The organism is Leucobacter japonicus (genome assembly GCF_001273855.1).
Classification (GTDB): Bacteria; Actinomycetota; Actinomycetes; order Actinomycetales; family Microbacteriaceae; genus Leucobacter; species Leucobacter japonicus.
The window spans coordinates 125,625-146,045 of record NZ_JHBX01000105.1 but is presented as its reverse complement, the minus strand read 5'-3'; the positions used below and the strand labels follow the sequence as shown (position 1 = coordinate 146,045).

19 protein-coding genes are annotated in these 20,421 nt (G+C 67.8%); 5 read left to right on the top strand and 14 right to left on the bottom strand.

Features of this window, described 5'->3' with window-relative positions; translation table 11 throughout:
- Position 1 precedes the first annotated feature (1 nt).
- On the top strand, positions 2–691 hold the full coding sequence (locus AMS67_RS07685) for a TetR/AcrR family transcriptional regulator (protein ID WP_053386866.1): 690 nt from the start codon (positions 2–4) through the stop codon (positions 689–691).
- On the opposite strand, the gene recQ is transcribed toward AMS67_RS07685, so the two are convergent.
- From recQ to mca, 3 genes are read right to left on the bottom strand one after another with little or no spacing between them, the layout of a single operon-like run.
- Positions 688–2,745 (bottom strand): DNA helicase RecQ, encoded by a 2,058-nt coding sequence (gene recQ / locus AMS67_RS07680; protein WP_053386865.1) that lies wholly within the window; start codon positions 2,743–2,745, stop codon positions 688–690. The two genes, AMS67_RS07685 and recQ, sit on opposite strands and share 4 nt — an antisense overlap.
- 4 nt (positions 2,746–2,749) lie before the next feature.
- Complete coding sequence (locus AMS67_RS07675) at positions 2,750–3,022, bottom strand: light-harvesting protein (RefSeq protein ID WP_053386864.1); 273 nt, start codon at positions 3,020–3,022, stop codon at positions 2,750–2,752.
- The gene (mca, locus tag AMS67_RS07670; RefSeq protein WP_082305379.1) at positions 3,019–3,885 is read right to left on the bottom strand and encodes a mycothiol conjugate amidase Mca; all 867 of its coding nucleotides are present in this window, start codon (positions 3,883–3,885) and stop codon (positions 3,019–3,021) included. The genes AMS67_RS07675 and mca overlap by 4 nt, the downstream gene beginning before the upstream one ends.
- A gap of 85 nt (positions 3,886–3,970) precedes the next feature.
- Here mca and AMS67_RS07665 point away from each other — a divergent pair, with 85 nt between their 5' ends.
- Positions 3,971–4,429 carry a DUF4307 domain-containing protein gene (locus AMS67_RS07665; RefSeq protein WP_241488020.1) on the top strand — a complete coding sequence of 153 codons (459 nt, stop codon included), beginning with the start codon at positions 3,971–3,973 and terminating at the stop codon, positions 4,427–4,429.
- A gap of 116 nt (positions 4,430–4,545) precedes the next feature.
- Positions 4,546–5,031 carry a transcription elongation factor GreA gene (greA, locus tag AMS67_RS07660; RefSeq protein ID WP_053354071.1) on the top strand — a complete coding sequence of 162 codons (486 nt, stop codon included), beginning with the start codon at positions 4,546–4,548 and terminating at the stop codon, positions 5,029–5,031.
- A gap of 98 nt (positions 5,032–5,129) precedes the next feature.
- Here greA and AMS67_RS07655 read toward each other — a convergent pair whose 3' ends face one another.
- Positions 5,130–6,554 (bottom strand): APC family permease, encoded by a 1,425-nt coding sequence (locus tag AMS67_RS07655; RefSeq protein ID WP_053386863.1) that lies wholly within the window; start codon positions 6,552–6,554, stop codon positions 5,130–5,132.
- 65 nt (positions 6,555–6,619) lie between these two features.
- Positions 6,620–8,353, bottom strand: a complete 1,734-nt coding sequence (locus tag AMS67_RS07650; RefSeq protein WP_053386862.1) for an amidohydrolase — start codon at positions 8,351–8,353, stop codon at positions 6,620–6,622.
- A 158-nt stretch (positions 8,354–8,511) separates the two neighbouring features.
- Between AMS67_RS07650 and AMS67_RS07645 the strand changes: the two genes are divergently transcribed.
- Positions 8,512–9,114 (top strand): TetR/AcrR family transcriptional regulator, encoded by a 603-nt coding sequence (locus AMS67_RS07645; RefSeq protein ID WP_053386861.1) that lies wholly within the window; start codon positions 8,512–8,514, stop codon positions 9,112–9,114.
- A gap of 211 nt (positions 9,115–9,325) precedes the next feature.
- On the opposite strand, the gene ilvA is transcribed toward AMS67_RS07645, so the two are convergent.
- From ilvA to AMS67_RS07620, 5 genes are read right to left on the bottom strand one after another with little or no spacing between them, the layout of a single operon-like run.
- Positions 9,326–10,567 (bottom strand): threonine ammonia-lyase, encoded by a 1,242-nt coding sequence (ilvA, locus tag AMS67_RS07640; protein WP_053386860.1) that lies wholly within the window; start codon positions 10,565–10,567, stop codon positions 9,326–9,328.
- Positions 10,564–11,772, bottom strand: a complete 1,209-nt coding sequence (locus AMS67_RS07635) for an AI-2E family transporter (protein ID WP_053386859.1) — start codon at positions 11,770–11,772, stop codon at positions 10,564–10,566. The genes ilvA and AMS67_RS07635 overlap by 4 nt, the downstream gene beginning before the upstream one ends.
- Positions 11,773–11,807: 35 nt before the next feature.
- Positions 11,808–13,223, bottom strand: a complete 1,416-nt coding sequence (locus AMS67_RS07630) for an aldehyde dehydrogenase family protein (RefSeq protein WP_053386858.1) — start codon at positions 13,221–13,223, stop codon at positions 11,808–11,810.
- A 48-nt stretch (positions 13,224–13,271) separates the two neighbouring features.
- Positions 13,272–13,568: a hypothetical protein gene (locus AMS67_RS07625; RefSeq protein WP_053386857.1), complete on the bottom strand. Its 297-nt coding sequence runs from the start codon at positions 13,566–13,568 to the stop codon at positions 13,272–13,274.
- On the bottom strand, positions 13,565–14,914 hold the full coding sequence (locus tag AMS67_RS07620; protein ID WP_053386856.1) for an inorganic phosphate transporter: 1,350 nt from the start codon (positions 14,912–14,914) through the stop codon (positions 13,565–13,567). Before AMS67_RS07620 ends, AMS67_RS07625 begins: the two co-directional genes overlap by 4 nt.
- Before the next feature lie 243 nt (positions 14,915–15,157).
- Between AMS67_RS07620 and AMS67_RS07615 the strand changes: the two genes are divergently transcribed.
- A complete protein-coding gene (locus AMS67_RS07615; RefSeq protein WP_053386855.1) occupies positions 15,158–15,433 on the top strand; it encodes a mycoredoxin in 276 nt (91 codons plus the stop codon).
- Positions 15,434–15,460: 27 nt separating this feature from the next.
- Here AMS67_RS07615 and AMS67_RS07610 read toward each other — a convergent pair whose 3' ends face one another.
- The 4 genes from AMS67_RS07610 to AMS67_RS07595 form a co-directional block, all read right to left on the bottom strand.
- Positions 15,461–16,498 (bottom strand): 6-phosphofructokinase, encoded by a 1,038-nt coding sequence (locus AMS67_RS07610; RefSeq protein ID WP_053386854.1) that lies wholly within the window; start codon positions 16,496–16,498, stop codon positions 15,461–15,463.
- A gap of 158 nt (positions 16,499–16,656) precedes the next feature.
- Positions 16,657–18,816, bottom strand: a complete 2,160-nt coding sequence (locus AMS67_RS07605) for a DEAD/DEAH box helicase (RefSeq protein ID WP_053386853.1) — start codon at positions 18,814–18,816, stop codon at positions 16,657–16,659.
- A 186-nt stretch (positions 18,817–19,002) separates the two neighbouring features.
- Positions 19,003–19,941, bottom strand: coding sequence for a bifunctional riboflavin kinase/FAD synthetase (locus AMS67_RS07600; RefSeq protein ID WP_053386852.1), 939 nt, complete (start codon positions 19,939–19,941; stop codon positions 19,003–19,005).
- Positions 19,941–20,417 (bottom strand): hypothetical protein, encoded by a 477-nt coding sequence (locus AMS67_RS07595; protein ID WP_053386851.1) that lies wholly within the window; start codon positions 20,415–20,417, stop codon positions 19,941–19,943. Before AMS67_RS07595 ends, AMS67_RS07600 begins: the two co-directional genes overlap by 1 nt.
- Positions 20,418–20,421: the final 4 nt, after the last annotated feature.

Sequence of the window (20,421 nt, the reverse complement as noted above, 5' to 3'; positions counted from 1 at the left end):
CATGAGTCAGCAGACGGAGCCGACGCGGCCCGAAGCGGGCGGCGACGACGCCGCTCCCCTGCGCGGACGCGCACGCGAGGCCCGCGACAACGACCGCATCCTGATGCAGGCGGCACGCGAGGTCTTCTCGCAGCGCGGCTGGCAGGCTCCCATGTCTGCGGTGGCCGAGCAGGCGGGCATCGGCATCGCCAGCATCTACCGCAGGTTCCCCAGCAAAGACGACCTCGTACTGCACCTGCGCACGCTCGCGATCTCCGACATCACCGACGTGGCTCGCGCGAGCCTCCCGGGCGAGGGGTCAGCCGTCGCCCGCTTCTTGCGCCGGCACATCAGCGAGGCGGCGTCGCCGCTTATGGTCGGCTCCTGGCGCCAGGCGGTATCGTCGCCCGAGATCGATCGGCTCGCCGAAGAGCTGCACGCGGGGCTCGACGCCCTGGTCGCGCAGGACGCGGCGGCCGGGCTGATCCCGAACGCCTACACCGCAGCCGATCTCATGCTCGCCGTCGCGCACCTGCGCCCGAATCTGCCGGCCGCACGCGAGCGCACTACCGAGATCCACCTGCGGCACGTCGATCTCTACCTGCTCGGGCTCACCGCGTCGGTGGCGCACCCCGAACTCGTGAGCGGTACCGGGTCGACCTGGGACGAGTGGTTGTCATTCAACGTCGCCGAGGCCGACACCGCGCACTAATCGGCCGCGCGCTCACCTGCCGCGAGGGTCTCGAGCACGGCAGCACCGTAGCGCTCGAGCTTGACCTGGCCGATTCCTGAGATGGCGAGCAGTTCGTCGTCGTTCGTCGGCTGGTGCACGGCGAGCGCTGCGAGAGTCGCGTCACCGAACACCACGTACCCGGGCACGCCCTGTGTGCGCGCCTCGCCGGCTCGCCACGCACGCAGGCGCTCGAATACCTCGGCCTGCTCGGGCGACAGATCGGCAGCAGCGGCCGATCGTTTCTCACCGGCGGCCCCGCGTGACGCTCGGCTGCCGCGACCGCCGCTTGCGGCGCGGGTCACGACTTCCTCGCGCATGTGCACCTGCTCCTCGCCGCGCAGCACCGGCTTCGACGCCTCGGTCGGGGCGAGTACGCCCCACTCGCCGCGGGCTTCGATGAGCCCGGCCGCGAGCAGGTGCCGCACCACGCCGCGCCACTGCGCCACCGACCACTCGGTACCGATGCCCCACGTCGAGAGCTCATCGAGTCGCATCTGCGTGGCGCGCTCCGACGAGACGCCGCGCAGCACGTCGATATGCTGACCGGCTGCGTAGGTGCGGCGGCGCTCCTTCTCCGTGCGGATGACGGTCGACAGCAGCATCTGCGACGGCACGGTCGCATCCCACAGCTTCGGCGGGTTCAGGCAGACGTCGCAGTTGCCGCAGGCCTCGCTGCGCTCCTGACCGAAGTAGCGCAGCAGGAATACGCGCCGGCATGCCACGCCCTCGCACAGCGCGAGCATCGCGTTGAGGTGCCGGGTCTGGCTGGCCCGCGTCACCTGATCGCCGTCGCCCGACTCGATCATCTGGCGCTGCTGCACCACGTCTTGCAGCCCGTAGGCGAGCCACGCCTCCGAGGGCAGGCCGTCGCGGCCCGCACGGCCGGTCTCCTGGTAGTACCCCTCGACCGACTTCGGCAGATCGATGTGCGCCACGAACCGCACATCAGGCTTGTCGATGCCCATGCCGAACGCGATCGTCGCGACCACCACGACGCCGTCTTCGCGGAGGAAGCGCGTCTGCGCGTCGAGACGCACGTGCGCCGGCAGTCCGGCGTGATACGCGACGGCGTCGACGCCGACGTCGCGCAACGCGGCCGCCGTCTGCTCCACGCGCTTGCGGCTCAGGGCGTAGACGATGCCCGCCTCGCCGGCGTGCTCGCCGCGCACGAACTGGATCAGCTGCGCCCGCGCATTCTGCTTCGATTCGATGCGGTAGCGAATGTTCGGGCGATCGAAGCTCGACACGAAGTGCCGCGCGCGCTGCAGATGCAGGCGCTCGGTGATCTCCTGGTGCGTTTCGGGCGTCGCCGTTGCGGTGAGCGCGATGCGCGGCACGTCGGGCCAGCGCTCCGCGAGCGCACCGAGTCGCAGGTAGTCGGGGCGGAAGTCGTGCCCCCACTGCGACACGCAGTGGGCTTCGTCGATCGCGAAGAGCGCGATGCGGCCCTGCGCGAGCAGCTCGACGGTGCCGGGAGCAGACAGGCGCTCGGGCGCGAGGTAGAGCACGTCGAGCTGCCCCTCGCGGTAGGCCTGCTCGACGGCGCGGCGATCCTCGATCGACATCGCCGAGTTCAGTGCGGCCGCGCGCACGCCGACGAGCTGCAGCGCCGCGACCTGATCGTGCATCAGGGCGACGAGGGGCGACAGCACGATGCCGGTGCCCTCGCGCACGAGCGCGGGAATCTGGTAGCAGATCGACTTGCCGCCACCGGTCGGCATCAGCACGACCGCGTCGCCGCCGCCGATCATCTGCCGAATGATCTCTTCCTGCTCGCCGCGGAACGCGTCGTAGCCGAAGACCTCGGCGAGCACCTCGCGCGGATCTTGACCGACGTGCGGCCCGTTGCCCGAGGCGATGGCGGGCGCGGTGGCCGGAGTCGCAGTGCGCTGCTGCGGGATCGCCGACGGCGCACCATCCGCCACGTTTCCGGGCGGCAGCGCTCCCCAGGCCTCACCGGGCCAGCGTTCGTCGTCGCCGAAGTCGAAGTCTGCCGGCTCCTCGTCGGGGCCGGGGGACCAGCCGCCGCTCACGCGGTCAGCTCCGCTGCCCGGATTCCGGATCGGCGGGCTGCGCAGGATCGGCAGCGTCGGTGCCGCCCTGCTGCTCGGCGAGTTCGAGCTCGATCTGCTCGCGAATATCGGCGCGATAGCTGTTGCGACGCAGGCGACGCACCATGTTGAACCCGAGCAGGATGATGCCGACGGCGAGCGCCGCGACGGCGAAGAACCCGGCGACACCGGGGCTGACGGTGTTCGGGTCGAATTCGGTGTCTTCGGCGGCGCGGGCGATGGTGAACAGCAGGCTCATGCGCCCTCCTCGATTCCTTGGAACAGGTCAGCTTCGAATTCGCTGGTCGCCACGCGAGAGGCGGCCAGTCGGTAGTCCTCGAATGGCCAGGCCTGACGCTGCAGCTCGTTCGGCCAGAAGAAGAATGTGCTGTCGGGCGGCACCTGGCTCGCGTGGGCGCGCAATGCCTCGTCACGGCGCTCGAAGAAGCGCCCCACGTCGACGCTCGCGGTGCCCACGTAGGGGCGACGCATCATCCACTCGCGAATTTCGCTGAACTGCTCGATGATCGGCGACGATGGGTCGTTGTCGGTCAGCCACTGGTAGATCGTCTCGACGCGCTTCGCGTTGAAGATCTCTTCGTAGTAGAGCTTCGACATCTCCCAGGGCTCCCCGGCATCAGGGTAAGCCTCGGGGTCGCCCGAAAGCTCCCACGCGCGACGGCTGATCTCGTGGCAGCGGATGTGGTCGGGATGCGGGTAGCCGCCCTGCTCGTTGTACGTGATCATGACGTGCGGGCGGAACTCGCGCACGACGCGCACGAGCGCTTCGGCGGACACCTCTGCCGGGATGCCGGCGAATGACGTTTCGGGCACGCCCTCACCCTCTTCGGGCAACCCCGAGTCTTGGTACCCAAGCCACGTGTGGCGGAAGCCGATGATGTCTCGTGCGCGCGCCATCTCGTCACGGCGCAGACCGGGCAGATCGCGCCGGCTCTTCGGATCGCGCGCGACGAGCTCGTTGAGCAGATCGCCGCGCTCGCCCCCGGTGCAGCTCACAATGAGCACCTCGACGCCCGACTCGACGTAGTGCGCGTACGTCGCGGCACCCTTGCTGGACTCGTCGTCGGGGTGCGCGTGCACCGCGATCAACCTGAGCGTCATGAGGGTCCTCTCACATGCTTCCCGGGCGCTTCCCGGTACTCTGGCAACAGACACCCAGTTTACCCAGGGCAGATCGGAGGATGCCGTGCCAGAGGCCGCTGGTTCGACCCCGATCGCTCAAGGCTCGGCGACTTCGGCGACGCAGTCGCTGGAGGATCGCTACGGCACGAGCCGTCGACGCAGTTTCGATCGACGATTCGCCTGGGGCGCCGCTGTCGCGCTTGTCGCGGGCGGCGTCGCCTTCCTCGCCTTCAGTGGGTGGCAGCAGACCAGCCAGGTCTCTGCGCAAGACATCGGGTACACGAAGAACGGCGATGCGAGCGTCGACGCCAAGTTCATTGTGACAGCCCCGGCGAACACTCCCGTGGCCTGCGCGATCGAAGCCTTGAACAAGGCGAAGGCGCCGGTCGGGTGGAAGGTCGTCGAGGTGCCCGTCTCAGACGCGACCTCGCACACCGTCACCACCCGCGTCATCACCACGAATCCTGCCACTGCCGTCACTGTGCAGGAATGCTGGGTCATCGAGGAGCGCGCCACGGCCTGACATCTGGAGCGCGCTCCTGATATCCTGGAAGTTGCGCCCTGGTCATTCAGGGCGTTGCGTATATCTCGCGCGACCCCTCCGGCATTGCCGGCACTCATCTGAAACGAGGATCGACTATGGCCGAGCCCACCCAGACCTGGCTGACCCAGGAAGCCTTCGACCGACTCAACGGTGAGTTGGAGCAGCTCACCGGGGCGGGCCGCAAGGAAATCGCTGCGCGCATCGAGGCGGCTCGCGAAGAGGGCGACCTCAAGGAGAACGGCGGCTACCACGCCGCCAAAGACGAGCAGGGCAAGATGGAGGCGCGCATTCGCGACCTCGAAGAGCTGCTGAAGCACGTCGTCGTCGGCGAGGCCCCGCAGGCGAGCGGCGTCGTCGAGATCGGCACCGTCGTCACCGCAGACATCTTCGGCGACGAAGAGCGCTTCCTGCTCGGCAACCGCGAGCTCGCGAACGGTTCCGACCTCGACGTCTACAGCGCAGAGAGCCCGCTGGGCGCCGCGATTCTCGGCCGCAAGGTCGGCGAAGAGGTCAGCTACGCGGCCCCCAACGGCAACCAGATCGGCGTCAAGATCCTCGCGGTCGACACGTACGCCGGCTGATCGGCGCGCCGGCCGAGTGCCGGCTCGCGACGGAGGGGGCGGGATCGCGCAGTGCGATCCCGCCCCCTCCGTCGTTTTCCGTGGTTCGACGACCCTCGCTACTCGTACATCGCGATGTTGACCGGCCCGGTCAAATCGGGCGCGGCCCGGCGCAACCCGCGCGTGGAGATCAGCAGGTACGTGACGCCGAGCGCCAGCCAGATGCCGCCGATGAGCATCGAGATCGCGTCGAGGCTCAGCCACAGCCAGACATTGATCGCCACACCGATCGCCGGGATCGCGACGAACGTCACCCACGACCCCGCCGTGCGCCGCTGCAGGAAGCGGAAGAACACGAAGATCACCGACAGGTTCACGAACGTGAAGGCGATGAACGCGCCGAAGTTGATCATCGAGGCCGCCTGATCGAGGTCGACGAAGAGCGCAGTCAGCGCGACGGCGGCGACGAGCAGCACGTTCGCGACCGGCACGCCCGTGCGGGGGTTCACCCGACCGAACAGTCGCTTCGGAAGCGCGCCGTCGCGGCCCATCGCGTAGAGCAGACGCGCGGCGCTCATCTGCTGGGTGATGCCGCAACCGAGCACGGCCATCATGTAGCCGCCGACGAAGATCGCCTGGAACGCCGCCCCGCCGATGTACTTCGCGATCTCGGGCGAGGCCCCGACGATGTCGGCGAGCTGGGTGACGTCAGGAAAGAGGGTCTGCATCACGTAGGTCACGGTGATGAAGAACGCTCCAGCGACGGCGATGATGATGAAGATCGCGCGCGGAATATCGCGCTCGGGCCGCTCTGCTTCTTCGGCGAGCGTCGAGACCGCATCGAAGCCGAGGAACGAGAGGGCGAGGATCGCCGCACCCGCAGCGATTGCCGCGCCCTGCACATCGCTCGAGATGAACGGCCGCGCCGTGAACTCCGCCCCGTTCGCGCCGTTCGCGATGTTGATGACGGTGAGCACGACGAAGACGACCGCGACAACGAGCTGGATGCCGACGAGAATCACGTTCATGCTCGCCGCCAACTTCACCCCGACGAGGTTCAGCACCGTGCAGATCGCGACCGTGAGCAGCACCCACACCCAAAACGGAACCCCCGGAATCACCGCGGTCATGTAGATCGCCGAGAGGATCGCGTTGATCATGGGCAGCAGCAGGTAGTCGAGCGTCGCGACCCAGCCGACGAGGAACCCGAGGTGGGCGTTGATCGCCTCTTTCGTGTACGTGTACGCCGACCCGGCGATCGGGAAGAAGCGCACCATCCGCGAGTAGCTGAAGGCGGTGAAGAGCACCGCGATCATGACGACGAGGTACGCGAGCGGCACGTGCCCGCCGGTCACGTCGGCCACGATCCCGAACATGTCGAAGACCGCGAGCGGCGCCATGTATGCGAGCCCGATGAACACCAGGTGGCGCAGCTTCAGGGTGCGTTTGAGCCCACCGGGTTCGGTGCCCGGAGTTCCGGTGATCGCGTGCGCGATCTGGTCGTCACCGGCGGCGACTGCGGAGTGCGATGGCAACGTCGACATCTGGGTTCCTCGGTTTCTTCAGGGGGTTCAGTATTTGCGATTGGGCTCGCAGGCGGGGCTCGCGGTCAGTGCGCGTGTGCGTGGCAGTGGTGATCGTCGGCAGGCTCGGCGCAGACCTGGCCGGCGCCGGCCGGATCCTGCGCCCGCGCCGCGGCCGCGACGCCATCGAGTTCGCCGCGCACGTCGTGGATCGCGGTGCCGCCGACGACCGTGAGCTCGGCGCGGTGCTCGAGCAATTCGGCGGGCTCCATCGCGTACAGATCACCCGACCACGCGACGACATCGGCGAGCGCGCCGACTTTGAGCACACCGAACGCGTCTTCGCGGTGGAACGCCTCGGCGCCGCCCAGCGTGTAGGCGCGGAGCGCGCGGTCGAGGTCGAGCCGCTCATCGAGGGTCCAGGCGTCGCCGCCGTCGAGGCGGGCGCGGGTCATGGCGCTGTAGAGGCCGATCAGCGGATCCATCTCGCCCACCTGCCAGTCGCTCGAGAACGTGACGCGCGCGCCCGACTCGATCATCGACTTGAAGCGCCAGGCGCGATCCCACCGGGCCTCGCCGACGTTCTCCATCCAGGTGCCGGCGACGAGGTCGGGCGACGCGTGGCGGGGCTGCATCGCGGCGACGACGCCAAGGTCGGCGAAGCGCGCGAGGTCTTCGGGGGCCAGGCATTCGACGTGCACGATGCCGTGGCGCGTGTCGGCCGCGACTCCGCCCAGCCCGTTCGCGCGCTGCGCGGCCTCGATCGAGTCGAGCGTGAGGCGAATGCCCCAGTCCCCCGTCGCGTGCGTGTGCACCTGGTAGCCGAGACGGTCGAGTTCGACGAACAGCTTCGTGAACTCGGTGGGTTCGAGGCTCGGGCGGCCGCGGTGGCCGGGGCGATTCGCGTAGTCCTCGAGCATCGCTGCGGTGTGCGGCTCGATAACATCGTCGGCGTACAGCTTCACCGGGCCGAGCCGGAAGCGCTCGTGCTGCGGCGTCTCACGAATCGCTTCGGTGATGCGCGCGCGGAAGTCGCCGTCGGCGCCGACGGGGTGATAGATCGCGGCGATGGTTCGGCTCGTGAGCTTGCCCTCGCGCTCGGCGCGGGCGAAGAGGTCGAGCTCGGCGAGCGGCACCTGCGGTTCGACGACGGTCGTGATGCCGGATCGCGCGGCCATCTCCAGGCTGTTCGTGATCTTGCGGTAGCGCCGGTCGGGCGAGTACATCGGGATGTCGCGCTGCAGCTCGGCGAGCCCGTCGATGGTCATCGCGCTCGTGTAGAAGTCGGTGACCCAGCCGGTGGGTTCGCCGGTGACGTCGTCGATCTCGGGGTTGCCCCAGGCGATATCGGCGCCCTGCAGAATGCCGAGCTTCGCGAGTGCCGGGCGATTGAGCCAGACCGAGTGCTGGTCGTAGGTCGTGATGAACACCGGCTTATCGGTGACGCCGACGAGGTCGTCGGCGCGCGGGCGGCGCCCCTCGACGACGGAGTAGAGGGCGTTCTCGGCGCAGATCCAGTCGAGCTCGGGGTGCGTCTCGGCGAATGCGGCGATGCGGGATCGCACGATGTCGAGGCTCTGCACCTGGTCGAGGCTGACCGCGAGGTCGTCAAAGCCGAGCAGCAGGTGGTTGTGGGTGTCGGCGACGCCCGGCGTGAGCAGGCGCCCCTCGAGCTGCACGGTGCGGCGGGCGGCGGGCGCGTCGGCGGCCGACCCCACGTAGCTGATGCGATCGCCGGTCACCCCGAGGGCCTCGGCCCACGGCTGTGCGGGGTCGAAGGTGCGGATTCTTCCACCGGTGAAGAGGGTGTCGACGGCCATGTCTGCTCCTGCGCGCTCGGCTCGCCGGCCTCCCCGGCGAGTTCTTTGACTCAAGAGTAAGTTAATTTACTCAGATGTCAAATAATGGCGCTGTGCTCGGCTCGTTCTGGCCGCTTGCGGTGCGCCGGATCGCCCGATCCCCTGGCATACTGGCAGGCATGGCACGACCGAGCACCCAGCAGCAGCGCCGCAAGGAGGTCGTCGACGCGGCCCTCGCGGCGGCGGCCGAGCACGGGCTCCGCAGCCTCTCGTTGACCGACGTCGCGAACCAGGCCGGAGTGACGCGCGGCGCCCTGTTGTACTACTACGACGACCTCGACGCGATCCTCGTCGAAGCCCACGCCGCGGGCCTCGCGCGCGTCGGCTCGGAGCGCGTCGCCCTCGTCGCACGGCAGACGGGCGCGCCGGCGAAGCTCGATGTCGCCATCACCGCGGGGCTGCCGACCGGACCCGACGACGCCCTCATGAGCTTGCTCTACGAGTTCGACGTGCTCGGCGGCAAGTCGCATCTGCACGACGAACTCGTGCAGCAGCTGTACCGGGAGCAGCTCGGACTCTACCGCGACATCCTCGCAGAGGGCGTCGCCGCCGGAGACTTCGACCTCACCGGTCCACTCGAGATCGTCGCCATGAACTTCGTCGCACTCGAAGACGCGTACGGCCTGCACATCACGGGCGGCGGCAGCATCACCGTTGCCGACGCGCGCGCCGCGATCGCGCTCTACGCCCAGCAGGCGGGGGCTCCGCTGCCGGTGCAGTGAGGCGCGCTACGGCGCCACGCTGTGCCTGGCGCCGCCGAGTAGCGCTCCACCCCGCGCTTCGCTCCGTGGGCTGCCGCCGTGGGCGGCACCGAGCGCTACGGCGCCACGCGATGCGTGTCGCTCCTAGTAGCGCTCCACCCCGCGCTTCGCTCCGTGGGCTGCCGCCGTGGGCGGCACCGAGCGCTACGGCGCCACGCGATGCGTGTCGCTCCTAGTAGCGCTCGCCCACCCGCACGGTGTAGCCGGCATCGCGCAGCGCCTCCGCGACAACCTCGCCGTGATCGTGGCCACGGGTCTCGATGTGCAGCTCCAACTCGACCTCGCTGATCGGCAGCTCAGTCGCGTGACGAGTGTGAATCACCTCGACGACATTCGCGTTGTTCTCGGCGACGATGGACGCGGTGCGCACGAGCTGACCGGGCACGTCGGGCAGCAGGATGCGCAACTTCATGTATCGCGCAGACGCCGCGAGACCGTGACCGATCACGCGCTGCAGCAGCAGCGGGTCGATGTTGCCGCCCGACAGGATCACCGCCGTCGGCCCGCTCACGTTCGCCTTGCCCGCGAGCATTGCGGCCACGCCGGCGGCCCCTGCAGGCTCGACGACGAGTTTCGCCCGCTCGAGCAGCATCACGATGGCGCGCGCGATGTCATCGTCGCTGACGGTGACCATCTCATCGACGAACTCACGCACGAGCTCGAAGTTGCGATCGCCCGGGCGCGCGACGGCGATGCCATCGGCGATCGTCGGCTTCGTCGTGATGGTGACGGGTTCACCCGCGTCAAGCGAGGCGACGAACGGCGACGCGTTCTCCGACTGCACACCGATAATGCGCATGGGGCGCCCATCGCGCTGCGCACGAAGCTTCGCGGCGACGGCGACGCCCGAGATGAGCCCGCCGCCTCCGACCGGCACGACGATCGTCTCGACGTCGGGCGCCTCATCGAGGATTTCGAGAGCGACCGTGCCCTGCCCCTGGATCACGGCGTCGTGGTCGAACGGCGGAATGAACGTCGCCCCCGTTTCGGCCACGAAGCGCTGCGCGGCGGCGTTCGTCTCATGGAACGTCGCCCCCTCGAGCACGACCTCGGCACCATACCCGCGCGTGGCTTGCAGCTTGGGCAGAGCGACCCCGAGCGGGGTGAAGATCGTCGCTTTGATACCGAGCTCGCGCGCCGCGAACGCCACACCCTGAGCGTGGTTCCCGGCCGACGCGGCGACAACGCCACGCGCGCGCTCGTCCGCGGTCAGCTGCGTGAGGCGGTTGTAGGCTCCGCGCAACTTGTAGGCGCCCGTGCGCTGCAGGTTCTCGCACTTCATGTACACCGGCACGCCGAGAATCTCGGCGAGATAGCGCGACGTCTCGAGCGGCGTGTGTTGCGTGACCTGATGCACGTTCTCGAGCGCACGCTCGAAATCTGCGAGTACCGGCGCCGGCTTCTGCTCGGTCATGGACGTCCTCCCTTGCGACGGAGTTTGGCGATGCTGCGGGCCCGCTGCCGAGCCTCTTGGTGGGCGTGATCGTTGCGGTGGTATTCGGCCACCGGGTCGGTTCCCGCTTCCCACTGCCGTTTCACCAGCGTGTTGACGATCGAGTTCGCGGCTGCGGCCAGAGGCACGGCGAAGAGTGCACCGGGAATGCCCGCGACCAGTGCGCCGGTCGACACCGCGAGCACGACGCCGAGCGGGTGCACGCGAACCGCACTGCCCATGACGAGCGGCTGCAGCACATGGCCTTCGATCTGATTGACGAGGATCACGACGCCGAGCATGATCAGCGCGTTCACCGGCCCGTTGTACACGAGCGCGACGAAGGCCGCGAGGAGGCCGGTGCTGATGGCACCCAGGAACGGAATGAACGAACCCAGGAAGACGAGAATGGCGATGGGAATCGCGAGCGGAACGCCGAGCACCGCGGCCCCGACGCCGATGCCGACTGCGTCGACGAATGCGACGAAGATCTGCACGCGCACGTACTGCCCGACCGAGACCCACCCGGCACGGCCCGCGGCGTCGACCGGAGCGTGTGCGCGGGCCGGCAGGAAGCCGAGCACCCAGTTCCAGATGCGTCGCCCGTCGATGAGCATGAAGATCAACGAGAAGATCGTGAGGAGCAACCCAGTGACGAACTGGCCTGCGGAGGTGGCCACCCCCAGCGCACCGTTCCAGAGCTCGGACTGGTGCCCCTCGATGGTCTTCAAGAGCTGATCGGTGAATCCGCCGATCTCTTTCGCCGAGATGCCGAACGTCGCCTCGGCCCAGCGCAGCATCTCCCACCACACCTGCTCAGAGCGGTTGGCGACATCGCCCAGCCCGTCGCGCAGTTGCGTGATGATCAGCGTGAGCAGCACCCAGACGAAGGCGCCGAAGATCGCCAGCGCGAAGACGACGCCGAGCCACCTCGGCAGCTTCTGGCGTTCGAACCAGTGCACGATCGGGGCGAGCAGCGCAGTGAGCAGGATCGCGATCAGCAGCGGGATCACGATGATGCGCACCTGCACCACCAGCCAGAGGAAACTGGCGAAGGCGATACCGATCAGCAGCAGTCGCCACGACCACGCCGCGGCGACTCTCACTCCCAGCGGCAACTCGTGGGCAGCGTTCGTGCCCTCGACTTCCCCGCCGCTCTCAGCGGCGGTGCTTCTGCGCTCTTCCACAGGCCAATCCTAGCGACGGGCAGATTCGAAACCGCTCATACGCTGCGATCGAGCAGTTTGCCGAGCCACCGTCGCGCGAACGCATCTTTGCCGGCGGTGTACGGCGGCATGATCGTCGACGCGAGCGTGTCGGGCGCGAGCGGCTTGGCGAGCACCGCCTTCTCGTGGCTGAACAATCGGAACGATCGCTCGCCGTGGTAGGCCCCCGTGCCGCTCGGCCCGACCCCGCCGAACGGCAGATCGGGGACGACGAGATGCAGCGCCGGCACGTCGAACCCGAGCGCCCCCGAGCTCGTCTCCCGTTCCCAGCGCCGTCGCACGGCGGGGTCTCCTGTGAAGACGTAGGCGGCGAGCGGCTTGTCTCGGGTACTCACGAACGCGATCGCGTCATCGAGACTCGTCACGGGCACGAGCGGCAGAATCGGCCCGAAGATCTCCTCGCGCATGACTGATGCCCCCCGGTCGACGTCCGCGAGCACCGTCGGTGCGATGAAACGCGTCGCGGCATCGTGTTCTCCCCCGGCCACCACCCGTCCGTCGCCCAGGTACCCGACCAGGCGTGCGAACTGCGCGTCGTTCACGATCCGCCCGTAATCGGGGTTCGCATGGGTCGCGCTGCCATACAACTCGTGGATTGCGTCGACGAGGTGTCGGTGCAGCGCAGCGAGCACCGTCGGCGTTCCGAGCACGTAATCGGGTGCGACGCAGGTCTGACCGGCGTTCATGAACTTGCCCCAGACGATGCGACGAGCCGCATCCGCCAGTGAAGTCGTCGTATCAATGTAGACGGGAGACTTGCCTCCGAGCTCGAGGGTGACGGGGGTGAGGTGATCCGCCGCCGCGTGCGCGACGATGCGCCCCACTCGCCCGTTGCCCGTGTAGAACAGGTGGTCGAATCGTTCGGCGAGCAGCGCCGACGTCTCGGGCACGCCGCCCTCAATCACCGCGACGGCGCGTCGGTCGAGCACCTCGGGCACCAGACGCCCGATCAGCGCCGATGTCGCAGGAGCCAACTCGCTGGGCTTGATCACGATGGCATTGCCCGCAGCCAGCGCGCCGATGACCGGCGAGAGCGCGAGCATGAGCGGGTAGTTCCACGGCGCGATGACGAGCACGACACCGAGGGGTTCCGCAACGACGCGGGCAGTCGCCGGCTGCACCGCGAGCGGCACGCGCACGCGCCGCGCCCGCATCCAGTGACGCAGATGCCGCAGGGCATGATCGATCTCGGCGATCACGAAGCCGATCTCGGTCAGCTGCGCCTCGGTACTCGACTTGCCGAGATCGGCGTGCAGGGCCGCCTCAAATTCGTCGGCGCGGCTGACCAGCGCGTCTCTGAGTCGCCGCAATTGCTCGCGGCGCCACGTCTCGGGTCTCGTCACTCCGGCCGCGAACGAATGCCGCAGGCCCGCGACGATGTTAGGAATCCGATCGAGCGTCGTGCCGTTCATACGGCCACCTTACGCATCGCGTCTCAGTGCGCGCGCAAGATCAGGGGATCACCAGAAGTGCAGGGCCGGAATGATGAGGAAGATACCGACGAGCACAACGACCACCGAGAGACCGAAGCAGAGGTTCGCCGCGATCGTCGCCCAACGTGGGCGGCCGATGTCATCGACGTCGTCGTCTTCGTCGTCTCGCGAGGGGCCGTTCGGCTCGAACGTGCCGTCTGCGAGTCGCGCCGGGGGCGCCGGTGTGGCCAGAAAGCGAAGGCCGAGCGAGTACAGCGCGACGACGAACACCGCGGCGAAGAGCGCGGCGCCGAAGACGATCAGAAATGCCATCCAGTCGATCATCGTTCGCCCTCCGCATCTTTCGCTTCAGCCGCCTGCGACTGTGCCGCACGCTCTGCTCGTGCCGTCTCGCGCGCGAGCCGCTCGGCTTCTCGTGCCGCGTCTTTTGCGGCGATGTCGTCAAGCACGGCCGCCTGAGCCACCGATGTCAGCGGCGGCACCGTGCCGGTCTCAGTTTTGACCTGCTTGACCTTGCCCTTGCGAATGCGCACCGCATAGCCCGATTCCGCGACGTCAGGCACCGGAATCGCGTTGCCGTGATCGACCTTATTGCGGCTCGAACGCCAGAAGATGAAGAGGATGAAGGCGAACCCGAGCACGGCGTCGATGATGACACCGACGAACCCGGTGTGCGCGATTGCCGCGGCGATCGCGCCGACGGCGCCCGACGCGGGAAGCGTGAAGAGCCAGCCCGAGGCGATGCGCCCAACGGTGCGCCAGCGCACGCTCGACCCGCGACGCCCCAGACCCGAACCGATGACGGAGCCCGACGCGACCTGCGTCGTCGAGAGCGCGAACCCGAGGTGGCTCGACGCCAGAATGGTGGCTGCGGTGCTGGTCTCGGCGGCAAACCCCTGCGCGGGCTTCACCTGGGTGAGCCCTGCACCGAGCGTTCGAATGATGCGCCAGCCGCCCGAGTACGTGCCGAGCGCGATCGCGAGCGCGCAGGCCACGACGACCCAGAGATGCGGGCCGGTGCCCGGGTCTTGCAGGTTTGCGGCGACAAGCGTCAGGGTAATGACGCCCATCGTCTTCTGCGCGTCATTGGTGCCGTGCGCGAGCGCGATGAGTGACGACGACGCGATCTGGGCGTAGCGGAAACGACCGCGGCCGTCTTTCTTGCCGTCGTTGCGCTTCGTGATCGCGTATGCCACCTTCGTCGCGGTAAACGCAACGATGCCGGCGGTGAGCGGGGCCGCGACCATCGGGATCAGGATCTTCGATAGGAAGACGCCGCCGTTAATTGCTGCGACTCCGGCACCGACGATCGCCGCACCGATGAGGCCGCCGAAGAGCGCGTGCGAGGAACTCGAGGGGAGACCATACAGCCAGGTGACGAGGTTCCAGACGACTGCACCGATAAGACCCGCGAAGATCAGCTCTGGCGTGATGAGCACGCCGTCACCACCCTCATTGATGAGCCCGCCCGAGATCGTCTTGGCGACCTCGGTCGAGAGGAACGCGCCCACGAGGTTCAGAATCGCGGCGAGCAGCACCGCGGTCTTCGGCTTGAGTGCACCGGTCGCGATGGGCGTCGCCATCGCATTCGCGGTGTCGTGAAAGCCGTTCGTGAAGTCGAAGAAGAGGGCCAGTACGATGACCAGCAGCACGATGAGGGTGAGTTCCACCGGCGTCTTTCTTTCGGGAGCGGGACCCTGACGGGCCTTCCGGTACACACCGGCGAAGTCACCTCGTGTTCACTGTTTCGTGAGCCTCGAGAGTCACCGCGCCAGCGCCGTACATCATGGTTACATCTGGCACACGGCAGGTCAAGCTGAGCACCTGAGTTCACCTGTCGTTCACCTTGAAGTCGAAACCTGCGCGTGTTCATCTGCCCGGAGTACGCTGGTGGGGTCGATCGAGAGGACCATATGAGCACCGCAGCACTCACCGATTTCACGCCCGAGTCGGGCACCGTCACGATGTTCTCCACTGTCTGGTGCGGGTACTGCAAGCGGCTGAAGCTCATGCTCGACAAGACGGGCATCGGCTACACCGTCGTCGACATCGAAGAGACGCCCGGCACCGAAGAGCTGGTCAAGTCGGTGAACGGCGGCAATGCGGTGGTACCGACGCTGGTGTTCCCGGATGGGTCCACCGCCACGAATCCGTCCTTGAAAGACGTGCAGGATCGCCTGAACGCCTGACCCGCTCCATCCGGGGCAAGCTTCGACTCAACCGAAGTTGAGGCGCGCCTCCTCGTACCGGGCATCGGGCACCGTCTTCAGGTGTCCGACCGCCTCGGCGAGCGGCACCATTTCGATGCGATCGCCGCGCAGGCCCGCCATCGTGCCCCACTGCCCCGCCTCCGCGGCGTCGGCCGCCGCGATGCCGGTGCGGGTGGCCAGTACGCGATCGAATGCGGTCGGGGATCCGCCGCGCTGCACGTGCCCGAGCACGGTGGCGCGGGTTTCGATGCCCGTGCGCTGCTCGATGAGCGGGGCGAGTACTTCGGCGATGCCGCCGAGTCTCGGCCGACCGAAGCCGTCGAGCCCCTGCCGGGTGGTCTGTTCCTCGTCACCCGCGAGACGGAACCCCTCGGCGACGACGACCAGTGATGATCGGCCGCGGTCGCGCACGCTGAGCACCCATTCGCTGATCTGCTCGATCGACTCGGGGAACTCGGGAATCAGTGTGACTTGCGCACCGCCAGCCATGCCGGCGTGCAGGGCGATCCAACCCACGTCGCGGCCCATCACTTCAAGCACCATGCAGCGGCGGTGAGATTCACCCGTGGTGCGGAGTCGGTCGATGGCCTCCGACGCGATCGACACGGCAGTGTCGAAGCCGAAGGTGAAGTCCGTGCCGCCCAGATCGTTGTCGATGGTTTTGGGCAGGCCGATCGCGGGGATGCCGTGATCGGTGAGCAGCTGCGCGACAGTCTGGGTTCCGTTGCCGCCGATCAGCAAGAACGCGTCGACCCCGTATTCGGCGACGCGATCCCGAATCGCCTGAATGTCGGCCGCGTCGCCGCGCCCCGAAAGGAAGGGCTGCACCCGGCTCGTGCCGAGGATCACCCCGCCGAGCGGGGAAATGCCGCGCACCGCTGCACGGTCGAGTGGCACCAGATCACCCTCGTGAAAGCCGCGCCAGCCGTCCATGAAGCCGACCATGTCGAACCCGTGGACTTCAACCCCGCGGAGCACCGCCCCACGGATGGCCGCGTTCATTCCGGGGCTATCCCCGCCTGAGCACAACACTCCGATACGCATGCGGCACCTCACCCTTCGACGCGCGAACACTTTCGGGCAGACGTGTGCCACGGTGCCCGAAGTCCAGCTTAGCTGGCAGGATCCTCACGCACGTTCATGTTCGCGCCAAAATGGAGACGCATGCGGCCAGGGAGTCGAGTACCTCGACCCCTGCGGAGCTACTCCCCGGCGTGCTCGACGGCCTTCGTCAGCACGCCGATCAGCGCCTGGAGCTGCACCGAGTCGGCATCCTCGGCCGGAGCTGCGGCTCCGTCGAGTGCACGAGCGGCGAGCCCGGCTTTGCCGTCGATGAGCTCGGCGATCTTCGCATCGATGGTCTGCGCGGCGACAATGCGCCACGCGGTGACCGGCTCGTCTTGGCCAATACGGTGCACGCGGTCGATCGCCTGCGTCTGCTCGGCATCGGTCCAGCTGAGCTCGGCGAGCACCACGTTCGACGATGCCTGCAGGTTCACGCCCACGCCGGCGGCGGTCAGTGAACACACCGCCACCGAGATCTCGGGGTTCTGGTTGAACGCGTCGATCTGTTCCTGGCGGAACGCCGCGGTCTGATCACCGCGGATGGAGACCGTCTTGAGCCCGGCCTCTGCGAGCTGTCGCTCGACACGATCCATGACGTCGATGTGCTTCGCGAAGAAGACGACCTTGCCGACCGATCGCGCGAGCTGCGCCGCGTAGTCCGCGGCGAGCGCGGCCTTCGCCTGGCCGATCTGGCGCACCATGGTGAAGACGTTGAGCCCGTCGGCAGACGAGTTCGACTCTTCCAGCTCCTGTGCGGCGACCATACGAATGATCGCGGTGTCATCGAGCTTCTCGCCGAGCTTGCCGCGCTTGACGACGCGGAAGCGGTCGAGCAGTTTCTTCGCGAGCTGCGCCTCGGCCTCGCGAATACTGCGGCCGAGTTCGTCGTCGAGTTCGACGGGCAGGTCGACGACGCGCTTCGCGGGCAGGTCGGCGGCGACGTCGATCTTGCGGCGGCGCACGATGCCCATATCGATCACGCTCTGGCGCGCTTCCCGATAGAACGACTGGTCTGCCGGGGTCCACCCGTTGTTCTCGAGCCGCGCCATCAGGTCGGAGCCGGGCTTATCGCTCTCGGTCCACCCGAGGAAGCGCCAAATCGCACGGAAATCATCGATGTCGTTGATGAGCGGCGTGCCCGTCAGCGCGACCAGCAGGGGTGAGACGCCCGGCGTGCGCTCACGGATCCGCTCCGAGATGGCGAGCACGTTGCGCGAGCGCTGCGACTGCACATTCTTGATCATGTGGGCCTCGTCGACGACCATGCCCTTGAACCCGAAATCCGAGATCCAGCTCAGGTGACGATCGAGGATGTCGTAGTTGACGACGAACACGTCGGCGAAGGCGTCGATGTTCTGCCCGTCGCCATGGATGACGGTGACTCGACGCTGCGGCGTCCACCGCTCGACCTCGCGCGCCCAGTTCATCTTCACGACGTTGGGCACGACGACGAGCAACGGGTAGGCGTCGGCGACCGATGCTGCCAGAACGGACTGCGCGGTCTTGCCCAGACCCGGCTCGTCGGCGAGCAGGAAGCTGCGGTGGCCGTCACGCACTCCGGCGAGGAAACGGGCCTGGTGCGGCATGAGTTCGCGCCCGGCGGGGGCCAGGCGATCCGGCACCGGGGGCGCGGGAAGCTCCATGCACGCCGAGCCACCGCCGCCCTGTTCGAACGACTTGAGCAGCGGGCCGAGCAGTTCCCAGTTCGCGAGGCGCACCACCGGTGTGGGCTGCTTCGGCGGGGCGAGGTCGGGCGACAGGAAGGGGTTCGCGAGCATGCGGGCCTCGATGCCTGCTGGCTCGACCTGGCGCTCGGCGAGCTCGGGCGGCACGATCGCGCGCGCAGGCTCGGGGGCCGCCTTCTCGTCCTCGGGAAGTTCGATGCCCGCCTGACCGAGCATCTTGCGCTTCAGGAGTCGCGTGGCCTCGGTGATCGCGGCAGCGGGCTCGAGCAGCGTGATGAGGCTCGTGTCTCGAGCAGCGGTTTTGGCGAGGATCGCCGCCACGCCGTCGAGACGCTTCAGCGTCTCTGCCCGCTCCGAGTCGCTGACCTGATCATCGGTCTTCACCCGAGCGCGCTCTTCGCGCATGAGCAGTGCGATGACGTGGAACTTGGTGCGGTTCGCCGGGGTGGCCTTGCCCCGCTGCGCTGAGGATTCGACCTCGCGCACAGCGCGGGCGAGCAGCGGAATGATGCCCTCGTTGTGCGTGTGCTTGCGGCGGCCGTTCGAGCGCGACTGACCGCGCTGCGCGCCGCCCTTCTGCTGGGGCTGGCGCGTGGCAGTGGTGGTTGCCAAAGGATCTCCTGATCGGCGAGTTGCAGTCTCGGAACGCGTACCGAGTCGCGGGCCGCTCGCGGGTTCGGAGTCTGACCTCATGCGCGGCATGGGACTCACGAACCGCAGAATACGCGACCGTGCTCACGATTCTAGCATTCGCCTCGCTGCGTTCGGCCAAACGATGACGGAATGCGAAGCTCGCGATCAGTTGGCGAGCAGCTGCCGCGCACGCGCGACGTCGTCATCCATCTGCTCGATGAGCGCGTCGAGCGAGTCGAATCGCACCATGCCGCGAAGACGGTGAGCGAAGCGCACCTCCATGACGCGCCCGTACAGGTCGCCCGAGAAATCGAGAATGAACGCTTCGACGCGCGAGACTTCATCAGGGGTGAACGTCGGATTGTTGCCGACGGAGATCGCGGCCGCGCGCACCTCCCCGTCGATGACGACCCAGCCGGCGTATACGCCATCGGCGGGCACGAGGCCCTCGAGCGCACCGCCAAGGTTTGCGGTCGGGAACCCGAGCTCACGACCGCGGGCATCGCCGTGCACGACGTCGCCGCGCACCGCGACCGGTCGCCCGGTCATGCGCGCCGCCGCCTCCACGTCTCCGGCGAGCACCGCGGTGCGGATGCGCGACGACGACACCTGCCCGGCCTCATCGTCTTCGACGAAGTCGAGCACCTCGGCGACGAAACCGTGCTGAGCCCCCAGCGCACGCAGCAGGTCGCCGTCACCGGCTCCACGATGCCCGAAGCGGAAGTCGCCGCCCATGATGATGTGCTTCGCATTCAGACGACCGACGAGCACATCGACCACGAAGGTCTCCGCCGAAATCGACGCGAAGTCGGCGTCGAACTCGACCATGACGCACGCATCGAGACCGAGCGCCGCGATCGCTTCGAGGCGCTGGGTGCGACTCATCAGCGGGCGCGGGCACGACTCGGGGTTCAGAAACCCGAGCGGGTGGTTCGCGAAGGTGAAGGCGACGCTGCGGGTCCCCTCCTCGGTCGCCGCGACGCGCATGCGCTCGAGGATGGCTTGGTGCCCGATGTGCAGCCCGTCGAACTTGCCGACTGCGACGCAGCTCCCGGCGGCAAAATCCGCGGGGTCGATCGCGTCGATCGATTCGATGATCTGCATCACGCAGACCCTGCTGCAGCGCGTTCCGCCGCGCCCGTGCTGCGCAGCCAGAGCAGACCGAGCACCGGAAGCACCAGCGGAATGAAGACATAGCCGCTGCCGAAGAACGACCACACTGACGGGTGGCCGAAGAGTTGCGGCTCAATCACGCTCAGCAGGCCCACGACGAGCACACCGGTGAGTTCGAAGATGAGTGCCGCCCAGGCGATCGTGCGCCAGATGCCACGGCGCTTGATCAGTGCGATCGTCGCGACGATGTAGACGACACCCGAGAGTGCCGACAATGAGTACGCCAGTGGCGCCTCGTCGAACTTCGCAATGATCTGGTAGACCGAGCGGAAGGTCGCCGCGATGGCGAGCACGATGTAGACCGTGATCAGCACACGCCCCAAGCCGCCGAGACGATCGGCGCGCTGGGCGCCCGGCGCGACGGGTGTTGCGGGTGAGGCGGTGGCTCGTGATTCGGCATTCGACACGCGG

Bases quoted from the DNA above. Each gene is read 5' to 3' on its own strand.
- AMS67_RS07685 (WP_053386866.1), top strand. From the start codon at position 2: ATGAGTCAGCAGACGGAGCCGACGCGGCCCGAAGCGGGCGGCGACGAC.
- AMS67_RS07675 (WP_053386864.1), bottom strand. From the start codon at position 3,022: ATGAGCCTGCTGTTCACCATCGCCCGCGCCGCCGAAGACACCGAATTC.
- mca (WP_082305379.1), bottom strand. From the start codon at position 3,885: ATGACGCTCAGGTTGATCGCGGTGCACGCGCACCCCGACGACGAGTCC.
- greA (WP_053354071.1), top strand. From the start codon at position 4,546: ATGGCCGAGCCCACCCAGACCTGGCTGACCCAGGAAGCCTTCGACCGA.
- AMS67_RS07655 (WP_053386863.1), bottom strand. From the start codon at position 6,554: ATGTCGACGTTGCCATCGCACTCCGCAGTCGCCGCCGGTGACGACCAG.
- AMS67_RS07650 (WP_053386862.1), bottom strand. From the start codon at position 8,353: ATGGCCGTCGACACCCTCTTCACCGGTGGAAGAATCCGCACCTTCGAC.
- AMS67_RS07645 (WP_053386861.1), top strand. From the start codon at position 8,512: ATGGCACGACCGAGCACCCAGCAGCAGCGCCGCAAGGAGGTCGTCGAC.
- ilvA (WP_053386860.1), bottom strand. From the start codon at position 10,567: ATGACCGAGCAGAAGCCGGCGCCGGTACTCGCAGATTTCGAGCGTGCG.
- AMS67_RS07630 (WP_053386858.1), bottom strand. From the start codon at position 13,223: ATGAACGGCACGACGCTCGATCGGATTCCTAACATCGTCGCGGGCCTG.
- AMS67_RS07625 (WP_053386857.1), bottom strand. From the start codon at position 13,568: ATGATCGACTGGATGGCATTTCTGATCGTCTTCGGCGCCGCGCTCTTC.
- AMS67_RS07615 (WP_053386855.1), top strand. From the start codon at position 15,158: ATGAGCACCGCAGCACTCACCGATTTCACGCCCGAGTCGGGCACCGTC.
- AMS67_RS07610 (WP_053386854.1), bottom strand. From the start codon at position 16,498: ATGCGTATCGGAGTGTTGTGCTCAGGCGGGGATAGCCCCGGAATGAAC.
- AMS67_RS07600 (WP_053386852.1), bottom strand. From the start codon at position 19,941: ATGCAGATCATCGAATCGATCGACGCGATCGACCCCGCGGATTTTGCC.